This window comes from Bacillus sp. ISL-47, assembly GCF_018613175.1.
GTDB lineage: Bacteria > Bacillota > Bacilli > Bacillales > Cytobacillaceae > Cytobacillus.
Genome location: NZ_JAGGQS010000002.1, coordinates 175,026 through 197,252 on the forward strand (window position 1 = coordinate 175,026; position 22,227 = coordinate 197,252).

23 protein-coding genes and 1 pseudogene are annotated in these 22,227 nt (G+C 38.4%); 5 read left to right on the forward strand and 19 right to left on the reverse strand.

Annotated elements, in window-relative coordinates; genetic code table 11:
- Positions 1-10 precede the first annotated feature (10 nt).
- From J7I93_RS01485 to J7I93_RS01495, 3 genes are all read right to left on the reverse strand, one after another.
- Positions 11-706 carry a YetF domain-containing protein gene (locus J7I93_RS01485; RefSeq protein ID WP_214722660.1) on the reverse strand — a complete coding sequence of 232 codons (696 nt, stop codon included), beginning with the start codon at positions 704-706 and terminating at the stop codon, positions 11-13.
- 150 nt (positions 707-856) lie between these two features.
- Positions 857-1,678 (reverse strand): manganese catalase, encoded by an 822-nt coding sequence (locus J7I93_RS01490; RefSeq protein WP_214722661.1) that lies wholly within the window; start codon positions 1,676-1,678, stop codon positions 857-859.
- Between the two features lie 284 nt (positions 1,679-1,962).
- A complete protein-coding gene (locus tag J7I93_RS01495) occupies positions 1,963-2,532 on the reverse strand; it encodes a cysteine hydrolase family protein (RefSeq protein WP_214722662.1) in 570 nt (189 codons plus the stop codon).
- A 443-nt stretch (positions 2,533-2,975) separates the two neighbouring features.
- Between J7I93_RS01495 and J7I93_RS01500 the strand changes: the two are divergent.
- Positions 2,976-3,311, forward strand: a pseudogene (locus J7I93_RS01500) (EamA family transporter); the annotation flags it as partial.
- Between the two features lie 128 nt (positions 3,312-3,439).
- Here J7I93_RS01500 and J7I93_RS01505 read toward each other — a convergent pair.
- From J7I93_RS01505 to J7I93_RS01520, 4 genes are all read right to left on the reverse strand, one after another.
- On the reverse strand, positions 3,440-4,012 hold the full coding sequence (locus J7I93_RS01505; protein ID WP_214722663.1) for a hypothetical protein: 573 nt from the start codon (positions 4,010-4,012) through the stop codon (positions 3,440-3,442).
- 468 nt (positions 4,013-4,480) lie between these two features.
- A complete protein-coding gene (locus tag J7I93_RS01510; RefSeq protein WP_214987718.1) occupies positions 4,481-4,648 on the reverse strand; it encodes a hypothetical protein in 168 nt (55 codons plus the stop codon).
- Positions 4,649-5,092: 444 nt separating this feature from the next.
- The gene (locus J7I93_RS01515; protein WP_214722664.1) at positions 5,093-5,407 is read right to left on the reverse strand and encodes a redoxin domain-containing protein; all 315 of its coding nucleotides are present in this window, start codon (positions 5,405-5,407) and stop codon (positions 5,093-5,095) included.
- 232 nt (positions 5,408-5,639) lie between these two features.
- A complete protein-coding gene (locus J7I93_RS01520; RefSeq protein WP_214722665.1) occupies positions 5,640-6,260 on the reverse strand; it encodes a YitT family protein in 621 nt (206 codons plus the stop codon).
- A 310-nt stretch (positions 6,261-6,570) separates the two neighbouring features.
- Here J7I93_RS01520 and J7I93_RS01525 point away from each other — a divergent pair, with 310 nt between their 5' ends.
- Complete coding sequence (locus J7I93_RS01525) at positions 6,571-7,218, forward strand: 2OG-Fe(II) oxygenase (protein WP_214722706.1); 648 nt, start codon at positions 6,571-6,573, stop codon at positions 7,216-7,218.
- A gap of 61 nt (positions 7,219-7,279) precedes the next feature.
- Here the strand turns inward: J7I93_RS01525 and J7I93_RS25330 are convergent, their stop codons facing one another.
- The 6 genes from J7I93_RS25330 to J7I93_RS01550 form a co-directional block, all read right to left on the reverse strand.
- Positions 7,280-7,411: a hypothetical protein gene (locus tag J7I93_RS25330; protein ID WP_285289056.1), complete on the reverse strand. Its 132-nt coding sequence runs from the start codon at positions 7,409-7,411 to the stop codon at positions 7,280-7,282.
- 134 nt (positions 7,412-7,545) lie between these two features.
- Positions 7,546-8,715, reverse strand: coding sequence for a tryptophan synthase subunit beta (gene trpB / locus J7I93_RS01530; RefSeq protein WP_214722666.1), 1,170 nt, complete (start codon positions 8,713-8,715; stop codon positions 7,546-7,548).
- Positions 8,716-8,793: 78 nt separating this feature from the next.
- Positions 8,794-10,281: a flavin monoamine oxidase family protein gene (locus J7I93_RS01535; protein ID WP_214722667.1), complete on the reverse strand. Its 1,488-nt coding sequence runs from the start codon at positions 10,279-10,281 to the stop codon at positions 8,794-8,796.
- A 217-nt stretch (positions 10,282-10,498) separates the two neighbouring features.
- On the reverse strand, positions 10,499-11,581 hold the full coding sequence (locus J7I93_RS01540) for a Ger(x)C family spore germination protein (protein WP_214722668.1): 1,083 nt from the start codon (positions 11,579-11,581) through the stop codon (positions 10,499-10,501).
- Complete coding sequence (locus J7I93_RS01545; protein ID WP_214722669.1) at positions 11,568-12,671, reverse strand: GerAB/ArcD/ProY family transporter; 1,104 nt, start codon at positions 12,669-12,671, stop codon at positions 11,568-11,570. The genes J7I93_RS01540 and J7I93_RS01545 overlap by 14 nt, the downstream gene beginning before the upstream one ends.
- A 20-nt stretch (positions 12,672-12,691) precedes the next feature.
- The gene (locus J7I93_RS01550) at positions 12,692-14,218 is read right to left on the reverse strand and encodes a spore germination protein (protein ID WP_214722670.1); all 1,527 of its coding nucleotides are present in this window, start codon (positions 14,216-14,218) and stop codon (positions 12,692-12,694) included.
- 565 nt (positions 14,219-14,783) lie between these two features.
- Here J7I93_RS01550 and J7I93_RS01555 point away from each other — a divergent pair.
- Both J7I93_RS01555 and J7I93_RS01560 read left to right on the forward strand, forming a co-directional pair.
- Positions 14,784-14,960, forward strand: a complete 177-nt coding sequence (locus J7I93_RS01555; protein WP_214722671.1) for an aspartyl-phosphate phosphatase Spo0E family protein — start codon at positions 14,784-14,786, stop codon at positions 14,958-14,960.
- 388 nt (positions 14,961-15,348) lie between these two features.
- On the forward strand, positions 15,349-15,567 hold the full coding sequence (locus tag J7I93_RS01560; protein WP_214722672.1) for a hypothetical protein: 219 nt from the start codon (positions 15,349-15,351) through the stop codon (positions 15,565-15,567).
- Between the two features lie 243 nt (positions 15,568-15,810).
- On the opposite strand, the gene J7I93_RS01565 is transcribed toward J7I93_RS01560, so the two are convergent.
- From J7I93_RS01565 to ltrA, 6 genes are all read right to left on the reverse strand, one after another.
- The gene (locus tag J7I93_RS01565; RefSeq protein WP_214722673.1) at positions 15,811-16,179 is read right to left on the reverse strand and encodes a DUF3888 domain-containing protein; all 369 of its coding nucleotides are present in this window, start codon (positions 16,177-16,179) and stop codon (positions 15,811-15,813) included.
- Between the two features lie 446 nt (positions 16,180-16,625).
- Complete coding sequence (gene paiA / locus J7I93_RS01570; RefSeq protein ID WP_214722674.1) at positions 16,626-17,144, reverse strand: spermidine/spermine N(1)-acetyltransferase; 519 nt, start codon at positions 17,142-17,144, stop codon at positions 16,626-16,628.
- A gap of 26 nt (positions 17,145-17,170) precedes the next feature.
- The gene (locus J7I93_RS01575) at positions 17,171-17,623 is read right to left on the reverse strand and encodes a MarR family winged helix-turn-helix transcriptional regulator (RefSeq protein WP_214722675.1); all 453 of its coding nucleotides are present in this window, start codon (positions 17,621-17,623) and stop codon (positions 17,171-17,173) included.
- Positions 17,624-17,891: 268 nt separating this feature from the next.
- A complete protein-coding gene (locus J7I93_RS01580; protein WP_214722676.1) occupies positions 17,892-18,281 on the reverse strand; it encodes a VOC family protein in 390 nt (129 codons plus the stop codon).
- An 84-nt stretch (positions 18,282-18,365) separates the two neighbouring features.
- Positions 18,366-18,644, reverse strand: coding sequence for an ArsR/SmtB family transcription factor (locus tag J7I93_RS01585; RefSeq protein WP_214722677.1), 279 nt, complete (start codon positions 18,642-18,644; stop codon positions 18,366-18,368).
- A 230-nt stretch (positions 18,645-18,874) separates the two neighbouring features.
- A complete protein-coding gene (gene ltrA / locus J7I93_RS01590) occupies positions 18,875-20,203 on the reverse strand; it encodes a group II intron reverse transcriptase/maturase (protein WP_214722678.1) in 1,329 nt (442 codons plus the stop codon).
- Positions 20,204-20,886: 683 nt separating this feature from the next.
- On the opposite strand from ltrA, the gene J7I93_RS01595 reads away from it, so the two are divergent.
- Positions 20,887-21,894: a DUF3231 family protein gene (locus tag J7I93_RS01595; RefSeq protein ID WP_214722679.1), complete on the forward strand. Its 1,008-nt coding sequence runs from the start codon at positions 20,887-20,889 to the stop codon at positions 21,892-21,894.
- Positions 21,895-22,227 lie beyond the last annotated feature (333 nt).

A 22,227-nucleotide genomic window follows, 5' to 3' on the forward strand; every position in this document is an offset into this window, starting at 1 on the left:
ATAACGGCATTTAATGAATATCATTTCTCTTATCAAAATAAAGGCTCCCATCCGGCTGCACTTCTGCATAAAACACGTCACTAACTGATTGAATATCTGCTTTTTTTAGCTCCTGATCAAGCCAGCTGTGGTCAAGTTTTAGCTTAGAAAGGTTTTCTTTGTTTATTTTCCCATCAGATATTACTTCTGTTGCGAGAGGAAATGTGGTTGAACTTGTCTGAAAGCGGCCGATATCACTTTTGGTAACCGGCTGTTTGTTTTCCTTTATTAAGACAGACAATTGCCCATTGGTTTCTAAAATAGCGTAATCCACATCTAAAAGAGAGAACACATCTCTCTGCCTTAACATCGCTTTAAGTGCATCAATATCAAGCCTGGATTTTTTAAGAGCACCCTCCATAATCTGTCCATTTCTAATGACAATTAAAGGGTCACCCGTTGTAACTTTCCTTCCCCGTTTTGATTTAATATCCACCATATCCATTAACAGTGTAAAAAATGTCCAAACCATTAAGGCAATGACTCCATTTCTGATGCTAAGATTTTGATTCACTGCAAGGTTCGCGGTGATTGAACCGATCCCAATTGCGGATGTCCAGTTAAAAAAAGTCATTTGGCTAATTTCTTTTCTCCCCATCATTCTTGCTAATAAAAACAGAACCAAAAATGAAATAGCTACACGAAGAATTACCTCAGTTACTGTCATTGATTTCACTCCTTATTTTCTAAGTTCTCCCATAATAAAGAAAATAATCCCGGCCATTGGACGGGATTACTTTCTTAGAGCTTAAGTTCCTATTGATCCATATTCTCAAAAGGATTAGCAAAAACATGTACTTTTACAATGGGAATTAAGTTATTTACCTTTTGGTGTACCATGTATATATCCAGGGGCAGGATTCAACTCAGGTGCTTGCCCTGTAGCAACAGGCTTTGCTTCATATTTAAACTGACTTAACCCATCCATGGAAGGCCCTGATGCCCAGCGGCCTTGCTCACTTTCTGTTCCCTCCGAGCAGCTCATAAAGGTATAGGCCACGTCTGACTTTTCGTATTCACGGTTGAATGTGCTTGGTACCACTAAGCCCTCCTTTTGCTCCAACTCTGCGATTGCAGCTGCCCATTGGTTTTGGTGGTAGGAATCACGGGCAATCAGGAAGGATAGCATGTCCCTTACACCTGGATCATCTGTCATTTCATATAACCGGACTACCTGGAGACGGCCCTGGGATTCGGCATTTAAGTTGGCTCTGAAATCTGCCAGAAGGTTTCCGCTTGCTATAATATAGCGAGCCGTCCAAGGGAAACCAACTGCATCGTTCGGACTGGCTCCTAACCCATTGACGATGGCATGCTGCGGGTTCATGCCTCCCATCACACTGGCAATAACGGGATCCTTGGCAGCTTCCTCCTGCTCCTCAACAGGTGCTTTATCAAGGAGCTGGGCTATCATGGTTGCAAGCATTTCGACATGGGCAATTTCTTCTGTGCCAATGTCCATAAGCATATCACGGTACTTTTGTTCTCCCCGGCAGTTCCATCCTTGAAAGAGATACTGCATCATAACAGATATCTCGCCAAACTGTCCGCCTAATACCTCCTGCAGTTTTTTTGCATAAACAGGATCAGGCTTGCTTGGCTTTGCTCTATATTGTAATTCTTTTACATGAAAGAACATGGTAGACACCTCCGTATTTTTAGCAATACATCGTTAGTGTCTCTTTCCGCTATTTATCCTATTCCACTATCCAATTGTGATAAAAAACCAATCGTCATCCATTCGCTTTAAAAACAACCATCCTTTAAAATCAGCGAATTAGTCGACCTTTCTTGGATTGAGAAATTATTGTATTTGACTTTTAGTTCAGAAATTTAATAAAGACAGATAACAAAGGGTCATCCCCTCTATTTGAATCGAAAAGACCTATTATGCTTGCCTGTTGATAATTAAAGGTGAACCTGCTACTCATTTAATTGATTTACAACCCCATCTGTCGTTACAATCGTTGCGAACTCTTTATGCAGAGCAGCAAGCTCAATCTCGTGGATCACCTCTGGAGGATGTACTGTCCCCATGTGATCAGTGATCTCAAAAGCAGCGATCGCATCCGAAACCAGATAGGTATCAAATCCCAAATTCCCGCTCATCCGGGTGGTTGTTGAAACACAATGCTGAGTGGACAGCCCGGTGATGACGACAGACTTAATTTGCTGCTGACGCAGGTAGGATTCCAGTTCGGTTCCGATAAAAGCACTGTTCACATTTTTTGAAAAAATCATCTCTCCTGGCTTGGGATGCAGAAGATCCTTAAACTCTATCCCCTGGACGTTCTTATGATATAGCGGCGATTTCGGATCAAGAGACAAGTGCTTTGAATAGACAACGGGCCAGTTTCGATTACGCCACTCGGTTAACAGACGAAACGTATTATTCTCTGCATATGGATTATTGCGCTTGCCCCAATAGGGATCGTCAAATCCTTTTTGCATATCCAAAACCATTAAAGCGAGCGGACTTGAAAACTGATTCATAAATACCCTTCTCTCCTATTATTTTACCTTGTAATCTGGAGCGCTAAGTGCTCCAATAATTTTGCACAATCTTATTTCCTGATCTTTCCACATGTTAATGATCACTGTTTTCTTTCTCTTTAGGACCTGCTTGCTATTTTTCATTTTGACAGGAAATAGTTGTTTTCATACAAAAATGCTGTTCTATGGAGGAAGTACGTGGAATGAAAAACAAAGTGTCCTGGATTACCATATGATTGAGGGATATGGTAAGTTTCAAAATCCCTAACTCTCACGCCGTAAACGCCAACTAAGTTAAAGACTCATTTTTTCCCATACCAAACTTCGGCGAGTAATCGGACAGCTTCATTTATCTCTTCTTCTGACAGCAGTGCGAACCCTAATAAAATGGTTTGGCCTTCATTTCTGCCAAATTGTGATACTGGATATATCTTTATTCCCGCCTCATCTGCTTTCGCAATAGCCCGTCATTCCATTTTTCTCACCTGGCAGAATCACTGAGCCTAAACACCTTTTTGATGCTAATTAGCATTATTTTGGTTAGTACTTTATCGTTTTTACTGTATATAAGCAGCCTGAAGTACCTATCACCAACTGAAACCAGTCTATTATCCAGTATTGAGCCCCTTGTGGCAGCAGTCGTTTCTTTTATCTGGCTAAAGGAAACATTTGGCGCTTATCAGTTAATAGGAGGGCTATTTATCATTGCAGGCGTTCTATTCTTATCAATGACCAAAAAGGAGAAGGAAGCAATTATTTTGCAGCAAAAAGGGGCTTAAGCATAAAGTCAAGGAGAATGGAACTCCAGCTTACACACATGCCATTAAATGAACTGGAAAATCCAATGAAGCTTTTGAGGAATACCAAATGAGCAAAAGCATCTCTTCAATAGATGAATGAGATGCTTTTATGAATTCAGTTGCTCTTTGCTGCTCATTTTTTTAACGAATTTGGTAAAAAAATAAGCAATATAAGTAATCACTATGTCAATAAGAAACAAGTATAATTGATTCATCCCTTTATTAAATTCAACCATTCCGATAAATGCTTCTATGGTCGCAAAGCCAAATGCAAACACAGCGCTTAAGAAAAACGTGTACACCAGGAAGTTCTTCTTATGATTCAAACAGTATTGGTACAGTAATAAATAACCCACCGGCAAGGCAGAAGCAGTCATGTTGAGTGCATTCGGGAAGATTGGTGATAAAAAGTACGTGTGGACGAAAATACTATAGCGCTGAAGAGCAAGATCAGTATAAGCCCATAGCAAATGTACGGTATATCCAAAGAAGAATAATTCAAAAACCCGCCTGCGATCGACTGTAAAATAAAGCAGAACCAGCGGAAGTACCAGTAGAGAAATCACAACCCAAAACTGCCAGGTTCCCATGTTTGAATAATCATGCCAGTAGGATGTGATTAATGAATTCATATCATTACTCTGTTTGAAAATCTCGTCCCAGTACTCTCTGTAACTCATACAATGACCTCCTAAAATGCTCATCCAATAATATTCTCCAAGGATAATGGCAGCTTTTAAAAATGGTTAATGGTGTTTTATATCTCGGTTTATCTTATTTGTCCCTAATTGGAAAAAGCCTTTTTCCAGCATGGGCTTAATTAAACGGGTAACTGTTGAAATATGCCAGCACGCTGGCTCGCTTCCACCATTACCTTAACCTGCACTAGCTAGAACAATTGTATTACAAGTATTATTTTTGGATAAACGAAATAAAATATGCATAAAACAGAGGTGTTAAAACTAAATCTGCATTTATTGATCTGCTAACGTCCAAGCAGAGTGACCTGCCCTTTAATTTCCATTGGGAAATTAAAAAAGCGATAAAAAGGTTATTAAGGAATAACCTCTTACATCGCTATAGGTATAGTTAATATGTATTTTTCCCTTGTTGATCGAAAATCACACCAAATGGTACTCCCTGACTGGCTAAATTTCCTTTTTTACTGCTTCTCTTATAGATTCGATAAGCGGCTGCGGCAAATTTGCCGGAAGAGACGTTCCATTCTCAAATATCCAGGCATTGATTATTTCCAGATCTGCTTTTTTAAATGTAATGCTATAATCGTTATTTTCATGGCTAAATTCAGCAGTCACATACTCTTAGCCATCAAACTCGTCATCAATAATCATGTTGGTTATTTCATACGGCTCCACGGTTAATCTCCTTTATTATCTTTTTTTGGCTGTTTTCCGTATAGATTGGTGTGTTTGCTTAAGAACTCTGCCCGTTGATTTCCGCTGCAGGCACTCGCTTTCCACGGGGCTACCGGGAGCCTCCTCGACGCTCTGCGTCTGCGGGGTCTCCCTTGGAACGCTACTCCCGTAGGACATTGAATAAGCTTCCTCGAATGGACATCGCACGAAGAAAATGCGATAGCATTTTCGAGGATCTCGCGCCTTCCGCTCCAATCAACTCAGTGATTAAAATCGGTTCGAAAGCAACAAACTTTGCGAAAACAGCGTTTTTTATAGAGTTAACCGAATGGGTTTGTTTATTCATTTTGTGTTTCGTCATTAACTTATTAACATCATTAGCCCTTATTGAATCAACTTTTCCTTAATTCGTTCCAATATATCATCATGATTAGGCAGTTCGCTGAGCGGGTACACCACGGTATCCGCCAGATTCCCCTCTTGGTCGATAATCACCGCAGCACGGCTGGGCCGGCCATCCTCCATTAATAGGCCAAACGATGACGTTACTTCACCATGCGGGTAGAAATCAGATAATAGCGGAAAATCAAGCGCATTAAAAATTCGCTGATAGGCTTCTTGGGTTGAACTTGTATCACATGAGATACCCAACACTTGGGTATTAAGACGATTATACTCGCCAACACGAGTTTGAATCATCTGTACTTGATTATGTCAGTTCATGCCAAACACATTTGGAATAAAAATTAAACATACATTTTTCTTGCCGTGATAATCTGACAAGCTGATCGTTCGCTTTCCTGTTGCAGGCAATGTAAAACTGGGCTTCATAAAAACGCTCCTTCCCCATTCATTTCCTCTATTTTATCATTTAGCAGGCAAAATGAGCACACGTAACGGTCAGATTTCACCTCAGAAATCAAAGTCCTTCTTACTCCTTCATAATGATCGTATCAATCGTTTTATACGCGACAAAAAACGTTGCCAATGAATAGGCAGCTTCCCGAACCCCAAATAGGAAAATGGAGCTTGTAAATATAATAAAATTAAAAAACAGAATACATTGTCCAATTGTTAAAGGAGATCTTTCACTAAATAAGATCGCCAAAACCTCCGTTCCGTCTAAGCATGCGCCAAACCGGATAATCAGGCCGACCCCCATTCCTAAGATAAGTCCTCCAAAGAGGATGACCAGAATGGGGTTATTCGTCAACTCTTCAAATGGTGCCAATATGTAAGTGCCTCCTGCCAAAATGGAACTGGCATACAGGCTTAATAGCAGGAACCTCGGGCCAAAGCAGAAGTATCCTACTATTAAAAACGGCAGATTTAATAATAACAGCAGAGCGCCAACATCCATATGAACAAAATGAGAAAGCATTATGCTTAAGCCAACAATGCCGCCATCTATAACATAATTTTTCACCAGGAACAATTGCAATGAGACTGCTACAAGATTGGCTCCGCAAAATATAAAAAAACCATTTTTAAAAAATGAAGCCTTCCGAATATGACTTTGATTCACATAGTAATTTGCCCTTCTTCTATACACATGACATCTCCTTATGGTTAGACATGCCTCTTATGTATTGAAGTATATTCTGAGAAAACCATAAAATACCCAGCGTTTTCTGCTGGCCTCCAAGGGAATCTATGAGAATAAAAAAATCTATTTTATAAAAATAAAAAGATAGAAAAACAACAACTCTCAGTGTAAAATATATTCAGTTAGAGGTATCTAACATAGACATCCATTTTGATATACAGGAGGAAACGAAGCTAACCTAATAAATTACCACTTCCAGCCGCTAAATATCTTAAATTTTCAGAAAACTAAATATAAGAGGTCGATGAACTTGACAATGGATGTTAGAGAATTAACCACAAAAGAACCTACTATTTTCCATCATGCTGGAAATAAAATCATTACAGAAGATCGGGACATTAACATAATTGCCAGATTAGAAGAACCACTGGTCGTGATATTAGGAAATGTTTTAAGCGATGAAGAATGTGACGAGCTGATTCGGATATCAATGGACCGGATGCAGCGTTCGAAAGTAGGAAATGTACGTGAAATAGATGACCTAAGAACAAGCAGCAGTACCTTTTTCCATGAAGGTGAAAACGACATTGTTGCCAGAATTGAAAGAAGAATTTCGCACATCATGAACATACCTATTGAACATGGTGAGGGCCTGCAAATTCTAAACTATAAAATAGGCCAGGAGTATAAAGCTCACTTTGATTTCTTTTCATCAACGAGCAAAGCAGCAAGCAATCCAAGAATCAGCACACTTGTCATGTACTTAAATGATGTTGAGCAAGGCGGAGAAACGTATTTTCCTAAACTTAACTTTTCCGTCTCTCCACAAAAGGGTATGGCCGTGTACTTTGAATATTTCTATACTGACCAAACATTAAACGACTTAACTCTACACGGTGGAGCACCCGTTGTCATAGGAGATAAATGGGCGGCAACACAATGGATGAGAAGGAAAAGAATATAGTATAGATATGAAACACAAAAAAACACTTGAGTGAACGCACCCAAGTGTTTTTACATATTTTTTAAAACCACAATCTCTTATGATAGTCATAATCAGAGGTATCGAAATGCTCTTCCCCTTCTGTTTTGGGGGCACACTCTTCACAAGGTTCTTCTGTCTGGTCATGCTCACATTGTGTCAATAAAAGTTCCATTGGTTTGCATCCCCTTTCCTATCTCTTATCTCCATTATAATGTAAGCGGTTACATTTGTCTTGTAACAGATATTGGAAGCGTCATATGCCAGCTATAAAAAGAGGATATCTGACTATCAGATACCCTCTTTAAATCATTCATTGTTCAGCATCTTAAAGACTTGTTCTACATCCTTATCGCCGCGTCCTGATAGATTGACGATTATTGCATCATCTTTAGATAATTCTTTTGCCAATTTCAATGCATGTGCCACTGCATGGGAGCTTTCAAGCGCCGGAATAATTCCCTCTGTTTTTGATAACAGCTGAAAGGCTTCAAGTGCTTCCTGGCCTGAGGCCGTGACATATTCTGCCCGGCCGCTTACTTTTAGATGGCTGTGCTCAGGTCCGATTCCTGGGTAATCGAGCCCTGCAGCGATCGAGTAAGTCGGTTTTGGCTGCCCTTCTTCATCAAGCAGTGTTAAGCATTTGAACCCATGAATAACCGCCGGCACACCTTCTGATAGAGTTGGCGCTTCTTTTGGCTCGACACCGATCAAGCGCACTTCTTTTTCGTCCAAATAGTGTGCAAAGGCACCAATTGCGTTGCTCCCCCCTCCTGTGCAGGCTATGACAGCGGCCGGCAGTTTTCCTTCCTGCTCCAGAATTTGGCGTTTTGACTCTTCACTAATCACGGACTGGAAGTGTTTCACCATGGTTGGGAACGGATGTGGTCCGACCGCAGAGCCCAATAAGTAGAAAGTATTTTTATAGTTTTGGACCAAGTCTCCTAAAGCTTCATCAACTGCATCCTTCAGGCGGCCCTGCCCTTTTTCAACTGGAATGACTTTAGCACCCAGCAATTCCATTCTAAATACATTGAGAGCCTGGCGCTCCGTATCCAATTTCCCCATATAAATGATACATTCCATTCCAAACATGGCACATGCTGTAGCTGTAGCAACACCATGCTGGCCCGCTCCTGTTTCCGCAATAATTCGTTTCGCTCCCATCCTCTTCGCCAGCAGAATCTGGCCGATGGCATTATTGATCTTATGGGCACCCGTATGGTTTAAATCCTCCCGTTTTAAATAAATCTTAGCCCCGCCAATTTGCTTCGATAAATTCTCGGCAAAAGTCAACGGATTATCACGGCCAATATATTGTTTCAAGTAATAGGAGAATTCCTTTTTGAATTCTGGGTCATCTTTATATTTTAAAAATTGCGCCTCCAGATGGTCCATGACCTCCTGCAAATCTTCGGGGATAAAACTTCCTCCAAACTCGCCAAAATAACCTTTTGTTTCTTCGCTCACTCTCGTCATCCTCAGCTCATCTCCTTCTCAACTTTCGAACTATTATACTATTTTTATTGAAATATTCCAATTATTTAATATGGAAATCTACCATCCAAAACAATTTCTTGGCAGATTCGTTACTTCATGCGCAACCCTGATCCCCGATTGGATGGCGCCTTCGACCCAGCCAGGGGCAGTGGAAGTATGTTCTCCAGCAAAATGAACTCTCCCCTCAGGAGCACGAATAAAAGGAGACAGCTCTGTTTCCTGATCAGGTTTAAACATGGAGAAAGCACCGCCTGAAAACGGATATTGGGACCAGCTGTGGGAAGCACCTGTTAGGAAAAGGTCATACACCTGCTTTCCATGGACAGTTGCCATGTTATTCAATGCATTCCGAATCCGGTCACCTTCCTTCAGGTTATCCCAGGACAATGTATCATCTTCCCATGTATAGCTTGCCAAAATAATCCCGGAGCCTGTTGAGCCGATAAGATGGCTCGGGTAAGCAGCAAATCGGATTGGCAAATCGGTCATCATTTTACCGCCCCGAATCCCTTCTTGCTCCCAAAATCTTTGTTTAAATTGAAGGCCAATTTTTGTAGATGCCACATAATGCAGCTCCCGGATCGCTTTCCTTTTATTATGGGAAAAAGAATGGCGGGGCTCAACTTCAACAAATGAAAGCAGGGAAAAAGGGATTGTAATAATGGCAAGATCGCCTGTAATCGTTAAAGGCCGCTGGCTTAACGTATGCCTTGATTGAATGGTCACCTGATGATCGTTCTGGATAATCTTTGTCATTTGATAGCCGAAGTACAAATCATTCTTTAGTTGAGGAAGAAAAGCATTGGGCAGCTTGTCATTGCCGCCTTCAATTTCGTAGAACTGAATATCGGGGTTAAATAAAGGCAATAGCTCCCGCAGAATGGCGGGAAAAGAAAGCTCCGGGAACCCTTCCAGTCCAAGAAGAACCTGGATGCTTTCAATCGCACCTGGAGACAGACTGGGACCCACCGGATTGTATCTTAGAAAAAAACTCATGGGATAACGGTCAAACTCTTTCACAACGATGCTCCAGTTTTGCTGGGGATTTTGATTGATAAAATCAGCGATCGGCTTGATCGCCATGGTTAGCAGCTCTTCAGCCGTTTTCCCTTTTTCATGTGGGGCAACAGGATAATTTAAAATATCTGGATTGCGCTGATAAGCCGTTCGGTTTGTTTTAATGCCGTTAGCGAATATCAGGTCTGAAGGAGTGGTATTTAAAAACGAATTAACCTTCAAACGAAATTTTTTTATATATTCCAGTACTAATGTATGGGTATGTGGAATACGCATGGCTCCTGCTTCAAGATACAGTCCGTCCATAAAAGGATCCCTCATCGTAAAAATCCTTCCCCCAACCCTCTGTGTTGCCTCTATAACCGTCACATCGTGGCCTGCATCCTTTAAGAGCGATGCAGCAACCAGCCCTGACATGCCTGCACCAACAACAATGATCTTCTTTTGGACCTGGGAAATCCCAAGACCATTTCTTATGATGGCAAGCATTTGTTCAGTCGTTAACTGAGGATCCCGATAATAGGGCATGAATATTCTCCTTCCCGGGGCTAATTCTTAGCAATCTATATATCTAACATACGTTTGGATAACCATCCGATATGAATGTTTTCCATAATTATGCAAATGGATGACAAAAGAATTAGTCCAATAATAAAAAGCCTTTTCCCTGGTGGAAAAAGACTTTGTGGTATTTGTTTACACATCATTAAGTATAAGGATTTATAGCTATTTGTATGTTGAACTTTTATTCGATTACTCCTGACTCCATTATTTTCACTTTGGCCTGGACGGTTATTTTGATGTTCGGGTATAAGTCTTTCCATTTTTTCTGATCCCAATTACGAGTTCGGGTGCGCACTTCTTCCCCTATGCCAAGCGGATCAATTCCCTTTTCTTGAAATTGCTGGATCATTTCTTCTGATTTTTTTTCAATCTCCTCTTTCAGTTCATTCTCTAACTTTTTGATTTTTTGTTTATTCAAAATCCCATCGTTGTATTCTCGAATAATGGCCTTTAAATGGATGTTTATTTTTATCTCAGAATTTGTCATTGGTTCTGGTATATCGTATTTTCTGACAGACTTTATATTTACAAAAGACGCTTTTCTTTCTTCTTTCGTTTTAAAAGCGTATGTATCCTTCTGACCTTTATGGTCTAATAAAATTGTAAGAAAAAAGAAATCTTCCTGCTCGATTTGATCGACCAATTTGTCATCTTCCATCAATCCAATTGCCCCTATGTTAAGCTTCCCTTCTTTTTGTTCAATAATGGGAAGCATAGGGTCAATCCCTTCAGCATATAATTTATACTTAAATATATGCAAATTCGTTTTATGAATCAACCTTGATTCGACATTTTGTTCAATTAAATTTGATAAGAAAATACCATTATCTATATTTCCATACTGCTTACTTAACACTTCTTTTGGGTCTCCATCTAAAATTGCCATATAAACATTCGCACCAATCGAAGGATCCCTTGATAAGGTATCCAATAGCTCTAATATTCCTTTTTCTGCAGTTTTCCTTTCATATAAGGCTACTTCTAATTTGCCGCTAACCATTGGTTTTTCTGATTGTAAACTTTGCTTATCACGATTTTCTTTATTAAGAATAGCAGTAGTCGTTAATGTTTCATTTTTAACAGACCCATCAGGCTGATAATTGGGAAAGACTGTTGTTAACTCTATTATATCGTCATCTATATACTCATAGGCAGCCCCTGTTATTAATTGAACATCATCCAAAATTTGCTGATCGATATTCATACATCCTGTCAGAACTAGCAGCAGCAGAATAATTTGTATCACCCTGTTAAGCTTTCTCAATGTTTCTCCTCCTTATCTTTGATAAAAGGAAAGACAAAAGAGTTAGTATTGGGATATACACAAAGACTAACCATAAGCCTAATAAAGACATATATTTATTTAACTTCTCGATATTTTCTCTTCCTTCAATCACTACCGTTGAACCAAGTACAATGAGCAAAATAATAACACTGACCACCACTACTTTTTGAGGTTTAATATTAAAGATTGTTTGTACACCTTTAGTAGAAGCCCATACTGATAAACAAATATTAGGAAGGATGATTAAAACCCAGGATGTTATTCCTATATATTCAAACCTTTCGACAAATGGGAGTTCGACAATTTTCCACAGAGATAATGTAGCCCAGGTGTGTCTGCTTATTTGATTCTCGCTAAAGAAACCGATGGAAATGATGAGAATAAATAAATAGATTACTCCTGTCAGAAGATTCCCAAGGTGAGCCCACTTTTGCGATTTTTTGGGATGCTTGATATAAGGATAATAAATCAGCAAAGTAGAGAATCCCAAATAGCTCAGCATCATATCTTTCGTAGAAATGGTTATATCTTTGATGGAATGGTTCCATATCGGGAGTAAGTTACGAAAGTGAGTATATTCAATGGGATATAAAAAGGTAAAAAATATATAAAAAGGAATAAGGACTCCCAGGAAACTAATTCCTGTAACAATGCGGAATCCCCCTGTTACACAATAATAGACGAGAAGGAGTAAGATGATGCTAAACATGATCATATTAATCATCGGAAATAACCACACCTGTACAATTTCAATGTAACTTCGAAGTACGATGATCCCAATCATCAGCCAATATATGATCCAAATAAGACTTAAGAGCCCCCCAATCCATTTTCCAAACAAATCCCTATGTATTTGAATGAGATCTTTTTGATGCTTATTTAGAAGCAGGTACATTACCCAGATGGTCATACTTACTAAGATTCCTGCTGCAATTACCGTTATCCAAGCATCATTTCCCGCATTCTTCATGATCGTACGCTGGAATCCAAACACGCCCACTCCTACTTGGACAGAATGAATTAAAAAGAAAACAAGAAAAGGTGATATTTGAAATTCTTTCTCTTCCAATTTGACCCCAGCTTCCTTTCTTAATTCCTTTTAGTATCATGTTTTTCTTTAGCCTTTTTGGGATTGAAACGCATTGTATCTTCCGTCTGTTCCTGAATTGGCCGCTTTGATTGCATAGAAAATGGTAAACGAATAAGAGAATCCTTTAAATCCTGCATTCTCGGGGGATAAAAGGGCTCAAGAAAAGGTCTGCCTAAAGAAGACAGCCTTAATAAATGGATCAGTAAGAAACAAAAACTTACGGCTACCCCTATTAAGCCAAGATAATGCGCCATCAGCAAAAAAGGAAAGCGGATTAAACGAATTGTATTACCCATTTGATAGACAGGTGTTGTAAAAGATGCCAACGCCGCTAAAGCAACAATAATTAATAAAACATTACTTGTTAACCCTGCTTCAACTGACGCTGTTCCAATAACAATACCGCCCACGATACCGATTGTCTGGCCAACCTTTGTTGGCAGCCTGGCCCCTGCTTCTCGTAATAATTCAATGGCCAGTTCTAGAATAATGGCCTCCAAAATTGGCGGTAATGGGATTGCACTTCTTGAAGTAACAAGCGTACTAACTAAGTCCTTTGGAATTAATTCGTAATGATATGTTAGGACGGCCACATATATAGGAGTAACCAAGATGGAAAATATTACAGCAAAAAAACGGACCAGACGAAAAAAGGAGGCCACAGCCCAATTCAAATAATAGTCCTCAAAGGCATAAAAAAACTCAAAAATGGTCGTTGGACCGATCAACCCGTGTGGTGCACCATCAACTAATATAGCAACTTTGCCTTCTCCAAGCACTGAGGCAATACGATCAGGTCTCTCTGTATCAATCAGCTGTGGAAATGGAGAATTCTGATTGTCTTGAATTAATTGTGTAATATATGAACTATCCATGATTTGATCAATATCCAAATCTGATAGCCGTTGAATGACAGTATTGACATTTTCTTTATTGGCGATCCCATCAATATATAGGACCGATACCCTTGTCTTAGACAACTTGCCAATGATCAATTCTTTTACTGTAAACTCCGGCATCGGCAATCTCTTTCGAATCAGGTTAATATTTGTATCAAGTGCTTCCACAAAGGACTCTTTAGGTCCCACAACGCTAAACTCAACCTCAGGAAGCGAAACTTGACGTGTCCTTTCCACACCAGCTTTTACTAAACAAACTTGATTTAAGTTATTTATATCAAAAATAAATATATATCCTTTTAAAAGGTTTTCCTGAATTCTGACTGGATCGGCAGTAAGAATCACTTCTTCAATTGGAAGCACAGAAGACAAAGAAGCAAATGACTCCCAATTTTTTAAATAAGGCAATACATCCCGATGCAAAATTTCCGTATCAATTAAAGACGTGTAATACCCTAAACATAGCGAAGTCTCGTTCACGTGATAGGTAAATTGAGTGAAGTCATTGGATACTGTTAATTGCTGCAGCAATCTCCCTAGAGAATCATCATTATTTATATTTTTTTGGGAATCGATTTCTCCTTCTTTTTCCTTAAATAGACTTCTTCTGTTTCTCCATTTTTTCATTCTACAATCCCCATCTAAAATTAGAAATTATGTAATGTTTACTTCTTACCATCCTTGCCAAGAAGGGGAGATGGTATTCTTGTTTTTATCATGTGCTGGTATCATCAATTAAAAAGGAAGTAAGAGCCTTTATGACGATACCAACCTTTTCTCAGATGATTTATCATAGGATCTTTTAAACACAAAACCTCTTATATAGACATAGATATCTGTAATGGCCTGTCGAAACATCAGGCAATTATATAAAAAAAGCCAGAACAATACATAGCAATTACTTTTTTTAGCTTGTTTTGTCGAATCGGTTTCTTTTGTGTTAAAAAATATGCATAATAGTGTTTGTGTTTTATTAGCTCTGTTAAAGCTTATTGTTGTTTTTAGCACCCTGTTGATTGGAGTGGAAGGCACGACACTCCTCGAAAATGCTATCGCATTTCCTTCGTGCGGTGTTTATTCGTGGAAGCTTATTCAATGTCCTGCGAGAGTGCGGATCANNCTGCAGCGGAAATCAACAGGCTAATTTAACAGAGCCATTTTATTAAAGAAAAGCACTAAAGAAGGGTGAACCATGTTAAAGGAAAAGATACAAGAGGAAAGGGAAAAACTTACATTATTAATCGTCAGAAAAAGATATGAAATGATTCGATCAGCAAATTCAAATGGACTATTAAGTAAAGAAACAATCAGATGCAGCCAAGAGCTTGATTTACTATTGAATAAGTTTCAACTAAAGACTACCCATTAGTGCCTAACCCGGACTTCAGTGTTAACACACAGACGGCACTTTTTCCTCTAAGATTTTTCTTCATGTAATAGGTCTTATCCTAATGATTTGCAGAAATTAATCTGATTCAGTTTCTTCATCTAAAGCAGAACCCCCCTGTCCAGCAATTGTTGCCGACCAAGTCTCCATCCATCGTAAATGCAAGTACTCCACAGATTGAACTATCTTCATATGATTCAAAAGATGAGTGCCCATGCTAAGCTACTAAAATCAATAGACAAATAATGAACGTTTTCTAATCCTTTTGCGACAAATATTTGTTTTGTTTGTGAAAAACATCACAAATATAGAAAAATCCATTATACTAAACATGTAAATAGCGATCGCATACTTGAAAGGAGCTATTACAATGGGCTTAATACTTGGTATGTATATTGGATTATTGGCTGGTGCGGTTATTGGGGCTGTAATTTCATTTCCTGTCGGTTCAGCAGTGGGAATTTTTATAGAAAGAAGCTTTGCAAATGGCTGGGCGCTGGGTATTGAGGTTATGTTAATTGCCCTTTCTGCCTTTGTCATTTTTAAACTTTTTAATGTTCGTATGAAGAAAACTAAAAAAGCCTTTTAATATTTTCAATTAAATTTAAAGGCCCAGAGCTAAGTTTAACGGGTTCGAGTTTGAATGACAAAATGACAAACAGAACTTAACATAACAATAGTTATACCAACCAATTTAGCAAGGTAACACACATTATAATAAGCATAGAAAAACGCTCAGAGTGTGAAAAACTCTGAGCGTTACTTTTTAATGTCTTATTCAACAAAAGCCCCCGTTAGCTTAAGTACATTACTTCACAATTTATATAAGTTTTTATTTGGAACATGACTTTTTAAGTTGTTCAGGTGATATATTCTCTGCCCTTTCAATTTTCGTAACCGTAATCTCATCAGGTTTATCAGTGAGGGTTATACGGTACAAATCATAAGGGGGCATATGTGCTTTTTCAAAGGTCATAACTTCTATGGTAAGTTCATGTTGACGATTACCATCAAGGCGTTTAATATTGGTGATTCGTTCGCACATAAACAATTTATCAGTAACTTCTAAGATGTTTGGTAAGTACCTTACCATTAAAGTTTCTTCTAAAAGTTCTTCTTTAGAGAGTTCGCTTTGGGCATAAACATTAGCTAATGGTAAAAACGTAAATGTAATACCTAACAGAAATAAAAATCGTTTCATGGAAATATCACCATCCGTTGTATTCTTCGGAATAGATTTCCCAGTATTTATAGACTTTATTAAACTAACCTGCCCCGTTAGTCGAAAAAGAAAAAAGAGCTGCCGATCCATACTGGATCTTCAACTCTTGCACATTACTTTAAGGTACAACCTTTCACATTCTGAAGAGAGCTGCCAATATGACAGCTCCGTTCCGTTCTTTCATTCTTGCATCTGAGTGTTGAATTAAAGTGGGCTTATACGTGATATTTTAATCACTTTTCCATCAGCTCTGCCATTCGATTCGAATTTGGATTATCTTCATTTCGTAATTTATCAATGATGTTAATATAATCCGTTTCATTCGGTTCTGACTTAATTTATATGCAGGATTTTCTCCCGCCTTAAACTTAAATCCAACCCTTAAAGTATTTAGGAATATACATAATAACCCGCCTCTACTAAAGTTAAATCAGTGTTTTGGTCAATATAAAATCAATTTGTTCTTCTTCACCCATATAAAAAGAGTGGTCTCCAGTTTGAACAAACCCCATTTTCTTATAAAAAGCAATAGCATTTTCATTTTTTTCCCACACGCCTAGCCAGATTTTCTTTTTATTACGTTCCATCGCAATTTCCATCGCTTGATTTAGCAGATATTTACCAATCCCATGTTTTTGAAATTTGCTCTTTATATAAATCCTCTCGATTTCAAGTGATTCATCATCCATTTCTTCAGACTGAGCATCATTGATATTGACCTTTAAATATCCAGCGACTTCATTATTAAAATAACCAAAAAAGAATTGCGAATGGATATGGGATAGTTCTTTTTCTAATTGTTTTAAGTTAAATGCTCTTTCCAAATAGGCATTCATATTTTCCGGTGAGTTCTGATCCTTAAATGTCTCATTAAATGTTTCATAACTAATTTTTTGAAGTGTGCGTAAATCCTCAAGATTACACTGTTTTATATTTATAGTCATCTAAATATGTCGCTCCCTTTATATAATCAATAATCTCTCTTGTTTCCCTTTTTTACAAATTCCCAGTCTTTTTCTACATTTCTTCTTACTCTTTGAAGAAGATTGAAAATGGTTTCTGCTTCTTTCTCAGAAAATCCCTTTAATGCAACGATATTGGAATAATCATTTTCTCTTTTAATAAAAGGATAAAGATTTTTCCCTTTCTCTGTTGGAAAAAGTTTTTTAATTTTTTTGTTATGTTTATCCTCTTTCTTTTCAATAAAGCCATTCATTTCAAGTTTTTTTATAGCACGAGCAGCTGTTGTTCGATCTACTTTTATCATCTCGGCTAACTTTTCTTGAATGATTCCTGGGTTTTCACATATTCGCACAAGGTACAAATACTGCCCTTTCGTAAGGTCATATTCTTTAAATTCTAGATTACTGATAGAGTCTAATGCCCTTGCTATCATTCCAATTTCACGAAGAATTTCCTTCATAGTTACCTCCTTCGAACATGTTTTTGTTGCAAATGCAATAAAAATGCCATATATTGAATTTACCCTAAATTTGTTGTATTTGCAACAAAAAGTAATCATAATGAGGTCGAGTAAAGTGAAATATGCAAATCTATACCCTGAAATATGTAAAACCCCGACCAAAAATTAGGGCAGGGTTAACATAAAGTTGTTTAATTTTAAAATAATACTTCACCGGTCTTAAACCTACCAACAGTGCGTTTAAAAACTAGGTTTTTTCTTCATAACGCTACTTCTGTTCGATCATCTGAATAAGGTTTCCGCATGTATCGTCGAAGACAGCTATTGTGACTTTCCCCATTTCCGTTGGCTCCATAGTAAACCTTACACCTTTTTCTACTAATTGGTTGTACTCTTTGCGAATATCCGCAACTCCAAACATTGTTACTGGAATGCCATCAGCAAATAGCTTTTGTTGATACTCTTTGGCAGCTGGGTGCTCATTAGGTTCGAGTAAAAGCTCAATACCGTCTTGTTCACCAGGAGAAACAAGCGTGATCCACCTATATGCTCCGCTGGGAACGTCATTCTTTTTTACAAAGCCCAGCGTTTTTGTATAAAACTCTAATGCTTTGTCCTGATCTTGAACGAATATACTGGTAATAATGATTTTTAACATCTTTTGGCCTCCTTTGATATTTGCGATGTACGGTGCTTTTTCTAACAATCTAGAATAACTCAACCATTCATCATTCGTTATAAATTAATCTACCCACCCTTTCAGCAAATTTTTAAGTGGTTCTTTGTTAATCATAAGTACGCGATATTTCCCCTTTCGTTTTGATAATACGAGCCCTGCATCTTCCAAAGCATTAAGATGTTTAGCGATTGCCTGTCGCGAAATGGAAAGGCTGTGTTTCATAACGAGGCGTGCCGTAAGTTCATACAGCGTCAGCTCGTTTCGGTCGGAAAGTTCATCTAATATTAGCCGCCGAGTCGAGTCGCCAAGTGCTTTGAATATAGCGTCTTTGTCCCAATCCATATTTCAAGTATAGGCAACTCTACGGTTGCTTGTCAATCATAAGCAACTATATGGTTGCGTAATAAAGGAATCGTATCATGCCAAAATTTAATTATTTTTTATTTTTAACAAGTTTCTATACATCAAGTCGAGTAGAAGGGAGCCTTTCTACCTTGCGGTAAATTGTACTCCTCCCCCCTCACAGAACCGTGCTTGCGCTATTAACGCACACGGCTCCTCCAAATTATCATTTACAGAATGTAGCTAATTTCTTTTCTTAAATCATAAATATTCACTTTGATTCTTGGCGAAGGTAGTGGATATTTATTAAGAAAGAGCCTGAATTTATCCCAAGTAAAGGATTTCCATTGGCTTCTTCTGTTTAGCCATTTAAATAGTAAGCACTCAATTTTCTCTTTAAAGTTGTTAACAGTTTGGGTATTATCTGTGATGCAATAATAGTTGTAATAGCCTATTAGTGAGCGTTTAAATCTATCCATAATCATATGAATATCTTTATTTCTATTATTCTTCAGCCATTCTTTAGTTTCTTTTAGTTTGCCTTGAACTTTCCTCCTGCTGGTTTTCCGCTTTACTCGAAACTTGCCGTGCTTACTTATCCCACAATAGTGTGTAAACCCGAGGAAATCAAAGGTATCTGGCTTGCCGATTCCGTCACGTTTTGCATGCTTTTCCGCAAACCGTCCGAAGGGAATTATTTTAGTTTTATCCTCGGCTATTTCCAGGTTAAATTTCTTTAATCTCGCTTTTAATGAATGGAAGAATTGCTGGGCCTCACTTTTATTCTGAAAACAACAAACAAAATCATCTGCGTATCTTACTATATAAGCCTGGCCTTTACATTGTTTCCTAACCACTTTTTCAAACCATAGATCAAGAACGTAATGGAGATAGACATTGGCTAATATCGGAGATATCACTCCACCTTGCGGTGTACCATTGTCTGTCTTGTATTTCTTACCTTCCTCCATGTATCCACCTTTAAGAAACCTGCTGATTATTCTTAGTAGGTTAGGGTCAGTGATACGGAGTTTCAAGAATTCCATCATCCATTTGTGGTCAACGTTATCAAAGAAGCCTTTAATATCTACATCGACTACATAACTTACTGCTCTCTTCTCAATATATTGATTCAGTATTTTCAGCGCATCGTGGCAGTTTCTATTTGGACGGAACCCAAATGAGCAGTCTAGAAAGTCATTTTCATAGATGGCATTTAGTATTTTCGTAATGCCTTTTTGAACAATTTTATCTTCATGTTCCGGTATTCCCAATGGTCTCATCTTGTTTGAATTGAGCTTTGGGATATACATTCGTCTTACTGGAACAGGTCGATAACTTTTGCTTTTAAGTCTACTTACTAAGTCCTCTATGTTTTCTTCCAAGCTGTCACTGTATTGTTCTTTTGTCGTTCCATTAATACCAGTTGCCTTTTTATTAGGCAGTTCATGATGACACTGAGTTAGGGATTGCGCATTCAATAAATGCGCAAGAGATGTGAATTTCATTTTAGGCTCGGATTTTGCTAATTCTGCTATCCTTTGTAGTTTTGTTTCCATTTATTATTCCTACCTCTGTGTGTAGTAAATGTGTCCCTAGTAAGGGTGATAACTGGTAGCTAGCCTTCCCTCCATCGGCATTACCCAACTTCATTGGTACTACGCTGCTATCCGACTCCCTACAATCGGCATTTGGTTTCCTTGCTTGTTATCGCTTGTAGACCATACTCTTCAATAGAAAAGACCGGTAGGGTCTCCCGAGTTGCCGTATCATATCAATGTGTAACGTGCCAAGGTCTCTGACTCCAGAGAGGTTTTACCCTTCTTGCCCTTGACGAAGGATAAAATGTAGCTTTCTGCACGCAGGTAAGTCATCAGCCCTCTCGATTTACTAACGTTTATGGAGCTCAATCCCTTCAACCATTTGGCTTTCGGCCCGCCACCTAACTGTCTACGCTTAAAGACTAAAGTTACCTTTAGCCCTCCAAGACTCGCTACGAGCGAATGGCTAGTTCTTACTCGGCGGGAATCCCACCCGCTATATGATACGACCTAGGCTCGGCCGCACACCTGCCCCTTTAGTTGATCAAAAAAGCAGCCTAGTGTGGCAGCTGATCTTGAACATAAGTACCCTTTAATTTAACAAGTAGGTTATTCATGGTGAATTCATCAGAATGCTCCCTTATGATTTTATAAATTCATATCACTTACTAAATTGGTAATAATATCATAGAGGTGATAATGTGGATGATAAGAATAAATTAAAACTCACATCTTCCGAAATAGGAACTCTTTGGGGAGAGTTTATAAACGGTACAATGACAGATGTGGTTAATAGATATATGGTCTCAATTATTGAGGACGAGCAGATTAAAGCCATTTTTGAGGATGCTATAAAGACATACGGAAAACAAAAGCAGCAAATTATTACCTTTATAGAACGTGAAGGGTTTCCAGTTCCAATTGGATTTACTGATTCGGACCTCTTTAAGGGTAAACAGAGATTGTTCACGGATATATTTTGCTTGAATTATTTACATATTATGACGTTACATGGCTTGCTGGGTCACAGCACTGCATTAGGTGTTTCTGTTAGAAAAGACTTAAGGGATTTTTACGATTCCTGCGATAACGATGCAAAAAAGATGTATCATCAAACAATTGAGTTATTGCTTCTGAAAGGAAATTTTCAGAAAGACCCTTTGTTTTATCCTGCTAAAAACCCTGAATTTGTTTCCAGCCAGGATTTCACAGATGGATTTTTCGGGAAGGGTAGAACACTAGCAGCGACAGAGATCATTAGTATTTCTTTCAACCTTAAAAAAAGCATTATGGCTAAAACCCTTTCTATTGCATTCAGTCAAGTCGCTCAAACAAAAGAAGTAAGAAAGTTTTTAATGGATTCAGGGAAAACAGCAAATGGACAAATTAAAAAATGTGCAAAAATAATGCAAACGGATAATTTACCAGTTCCGAAATCCTGGGAAACAGAAGTGACAACTTCAACGGATTCACCTTTTTCCGATAAGTTAATGTTGTACCATATTGGTTTTTTGTTCCAGGCTGCACAAAACTATCATGGGGCAGGATTAGCATCAGCCATGCGGGCAGACCTTGTAGCCGCTTATGAAGGAACAATTTTAAAAAATCTTATGGTCACTAAAAAGTGGTACAGCCTAATGGTACAAAATAAATGGCTGGAGCAGCCTCCACTTGCTCCTAATAGAAACGAAATTGCAAAAGAAGTGTAGTGAAAATTGGAAATAAAATATATTAAAAAACCATCCGCTTTTTATAATAAACTGTTCCGTTTTAGGGGTGCATAACTTATAAATGACAATTAAAATGGCGTGTAAACTGACATCAGTTTTGACACGCCATTTTTCTGATTGGCTCTGTTAAATTTGGCTGTTGATTTCCGCTGCAGGCACTCGCTTTCCGCGGGGCTACCGGGAGCCTCCTCGACGCTCTGCGTCTGTGGGGTCTCCCTTGGTGAGCTACTCCCGCAGGAGTCTCGTGCCTTCCACTCCAATCAACAAGGCTTCTAAAAACAACAATGAGCTTTAACAGAGCCTTCTGATTAA

Bases quoted from the DNA above. Each gene is read 5' to 3' on its own strand.
- J7I93_RS01490 (WP_214722661.1), bottom strand. From the start codon at position 1,678: ATGTTCTTTCATGTAAAAGAATTACAATATAGAGCAAAGCCAAGCAAG.
- J7I93_RS01515 (WP_214722664.1), bottom strand. From the start codon at position 5,407: ATGATTCAAACTCGTGTTGGCGAGTATAATCGTCTTAATACCCAAGTG.
- J7I93_RS01550 (WP_214722670.1), bottom strand. From the start codon at position 14,218: ATGAAAAAATGGAGAAACAGAAGAAGTCTATTTAAGGAAAAAGAAGGA.
- ltrA (WP_214722678.1), bottom strand. From the start codon at position 20,203: ATGGAAACAAAACTACAAAGGATAGCAGAATTAGCAAAATCCGAGCCT.
- J7I93_RS01525 (WP_214722706.1), top strand. From the start codon at position 6,571: ATGGATGTTAGAGAATTAACCACAAAAGAACCTACTATTTTCCATCAT.
- paiA (WP_214722674.1), bottom strand. From the start codon at position 17,144: ATGACTATAAATATAAAACAGTGTAATCTTGAGGATTTACGCACACTT.
- J7I93_RS01575 (WP_214722675.1), bottom strand. From the start codon at position 17,623: ATGAAGGAAATTCTTCGTGAAATTGGAATGATAGCAAGGGCATTAGAC.
- J7I93_RS01535 (WP_214722667.1), bottom strand. From the start codon at position 10,281: ATGCCCTATTATCGGGATCCTCAGTTAACGACTGAACAAATGCTTGCC.
- J7I93_RS01555 (WP_214722671.1), top strand. From the start codon at position 14,784: ATGTTAAAGGAAAAGATACAAGAGGAAAGGGAAAAACTTACATTATTA.
- J7I93_RS01505 (WP_214722663.1), bottom strand. From the start codon at position 4,012: ATGAGTTACAGAGAGTACTGGGACGAGATTTTCAAACAGAGTAATGAT.
- J7I93_RS01580 (WP_214722676.1), bottom strand. From the start codon at position 18,281: ATGTTAAAAATCATTATTACCAGTATATTCGTTCAAGATCAGGACAAA.
- J7I93_RS01585 (WP_214722677.1), bottom strand. From the start codon at position 18,644: ATGGATTGGGACAAAGACGCTATATTCAAAGCACTTGGCGACTCGACT.
- J7I93_RS01560 (WP_214722672.1), top strand. From the start codon at position 15,349: ATGGGCTTAATACTTGGTATGTATATTGGATTATTGGCTGGTGCGGTT.
- J7I93_RS25330 (WP_285289056.1), bottom strand. From the start codon at position 7,411: ATGGAACTTTTATTGACACAATGTGAGCATGACCAGACAGAAGAACCT.
- J7I93_RS01495 (WP_214722662.1), bottom strand. From the start codon at position 2,532: ATGAATCAGTTTTCAAGTCCGCTCGCTTTAATGGTTTTGGATATGCAA.
- J7I93_RS01565 (WP_214722673.1), bottom strand. From the start codon at position 16,179: ATGAAACGATTTTTATTTCTGTTAGGTATTACATTTACGTTTTTACCA.
- trpB (WP_214722666.1), bottom strand. From the start codon at position 8,715: ATGACGAGAGTGAGCGAAGAAACAAAAGGTTATTTTGGCGAGTTTGGA.
- J7I93_RS01485 (WP_214722660.1), bottom strand. From the start codon at position 706: ATGACAGTAACTGAGGTAATTCTTCGTGTAGCTATTTCATTTTTGGTT.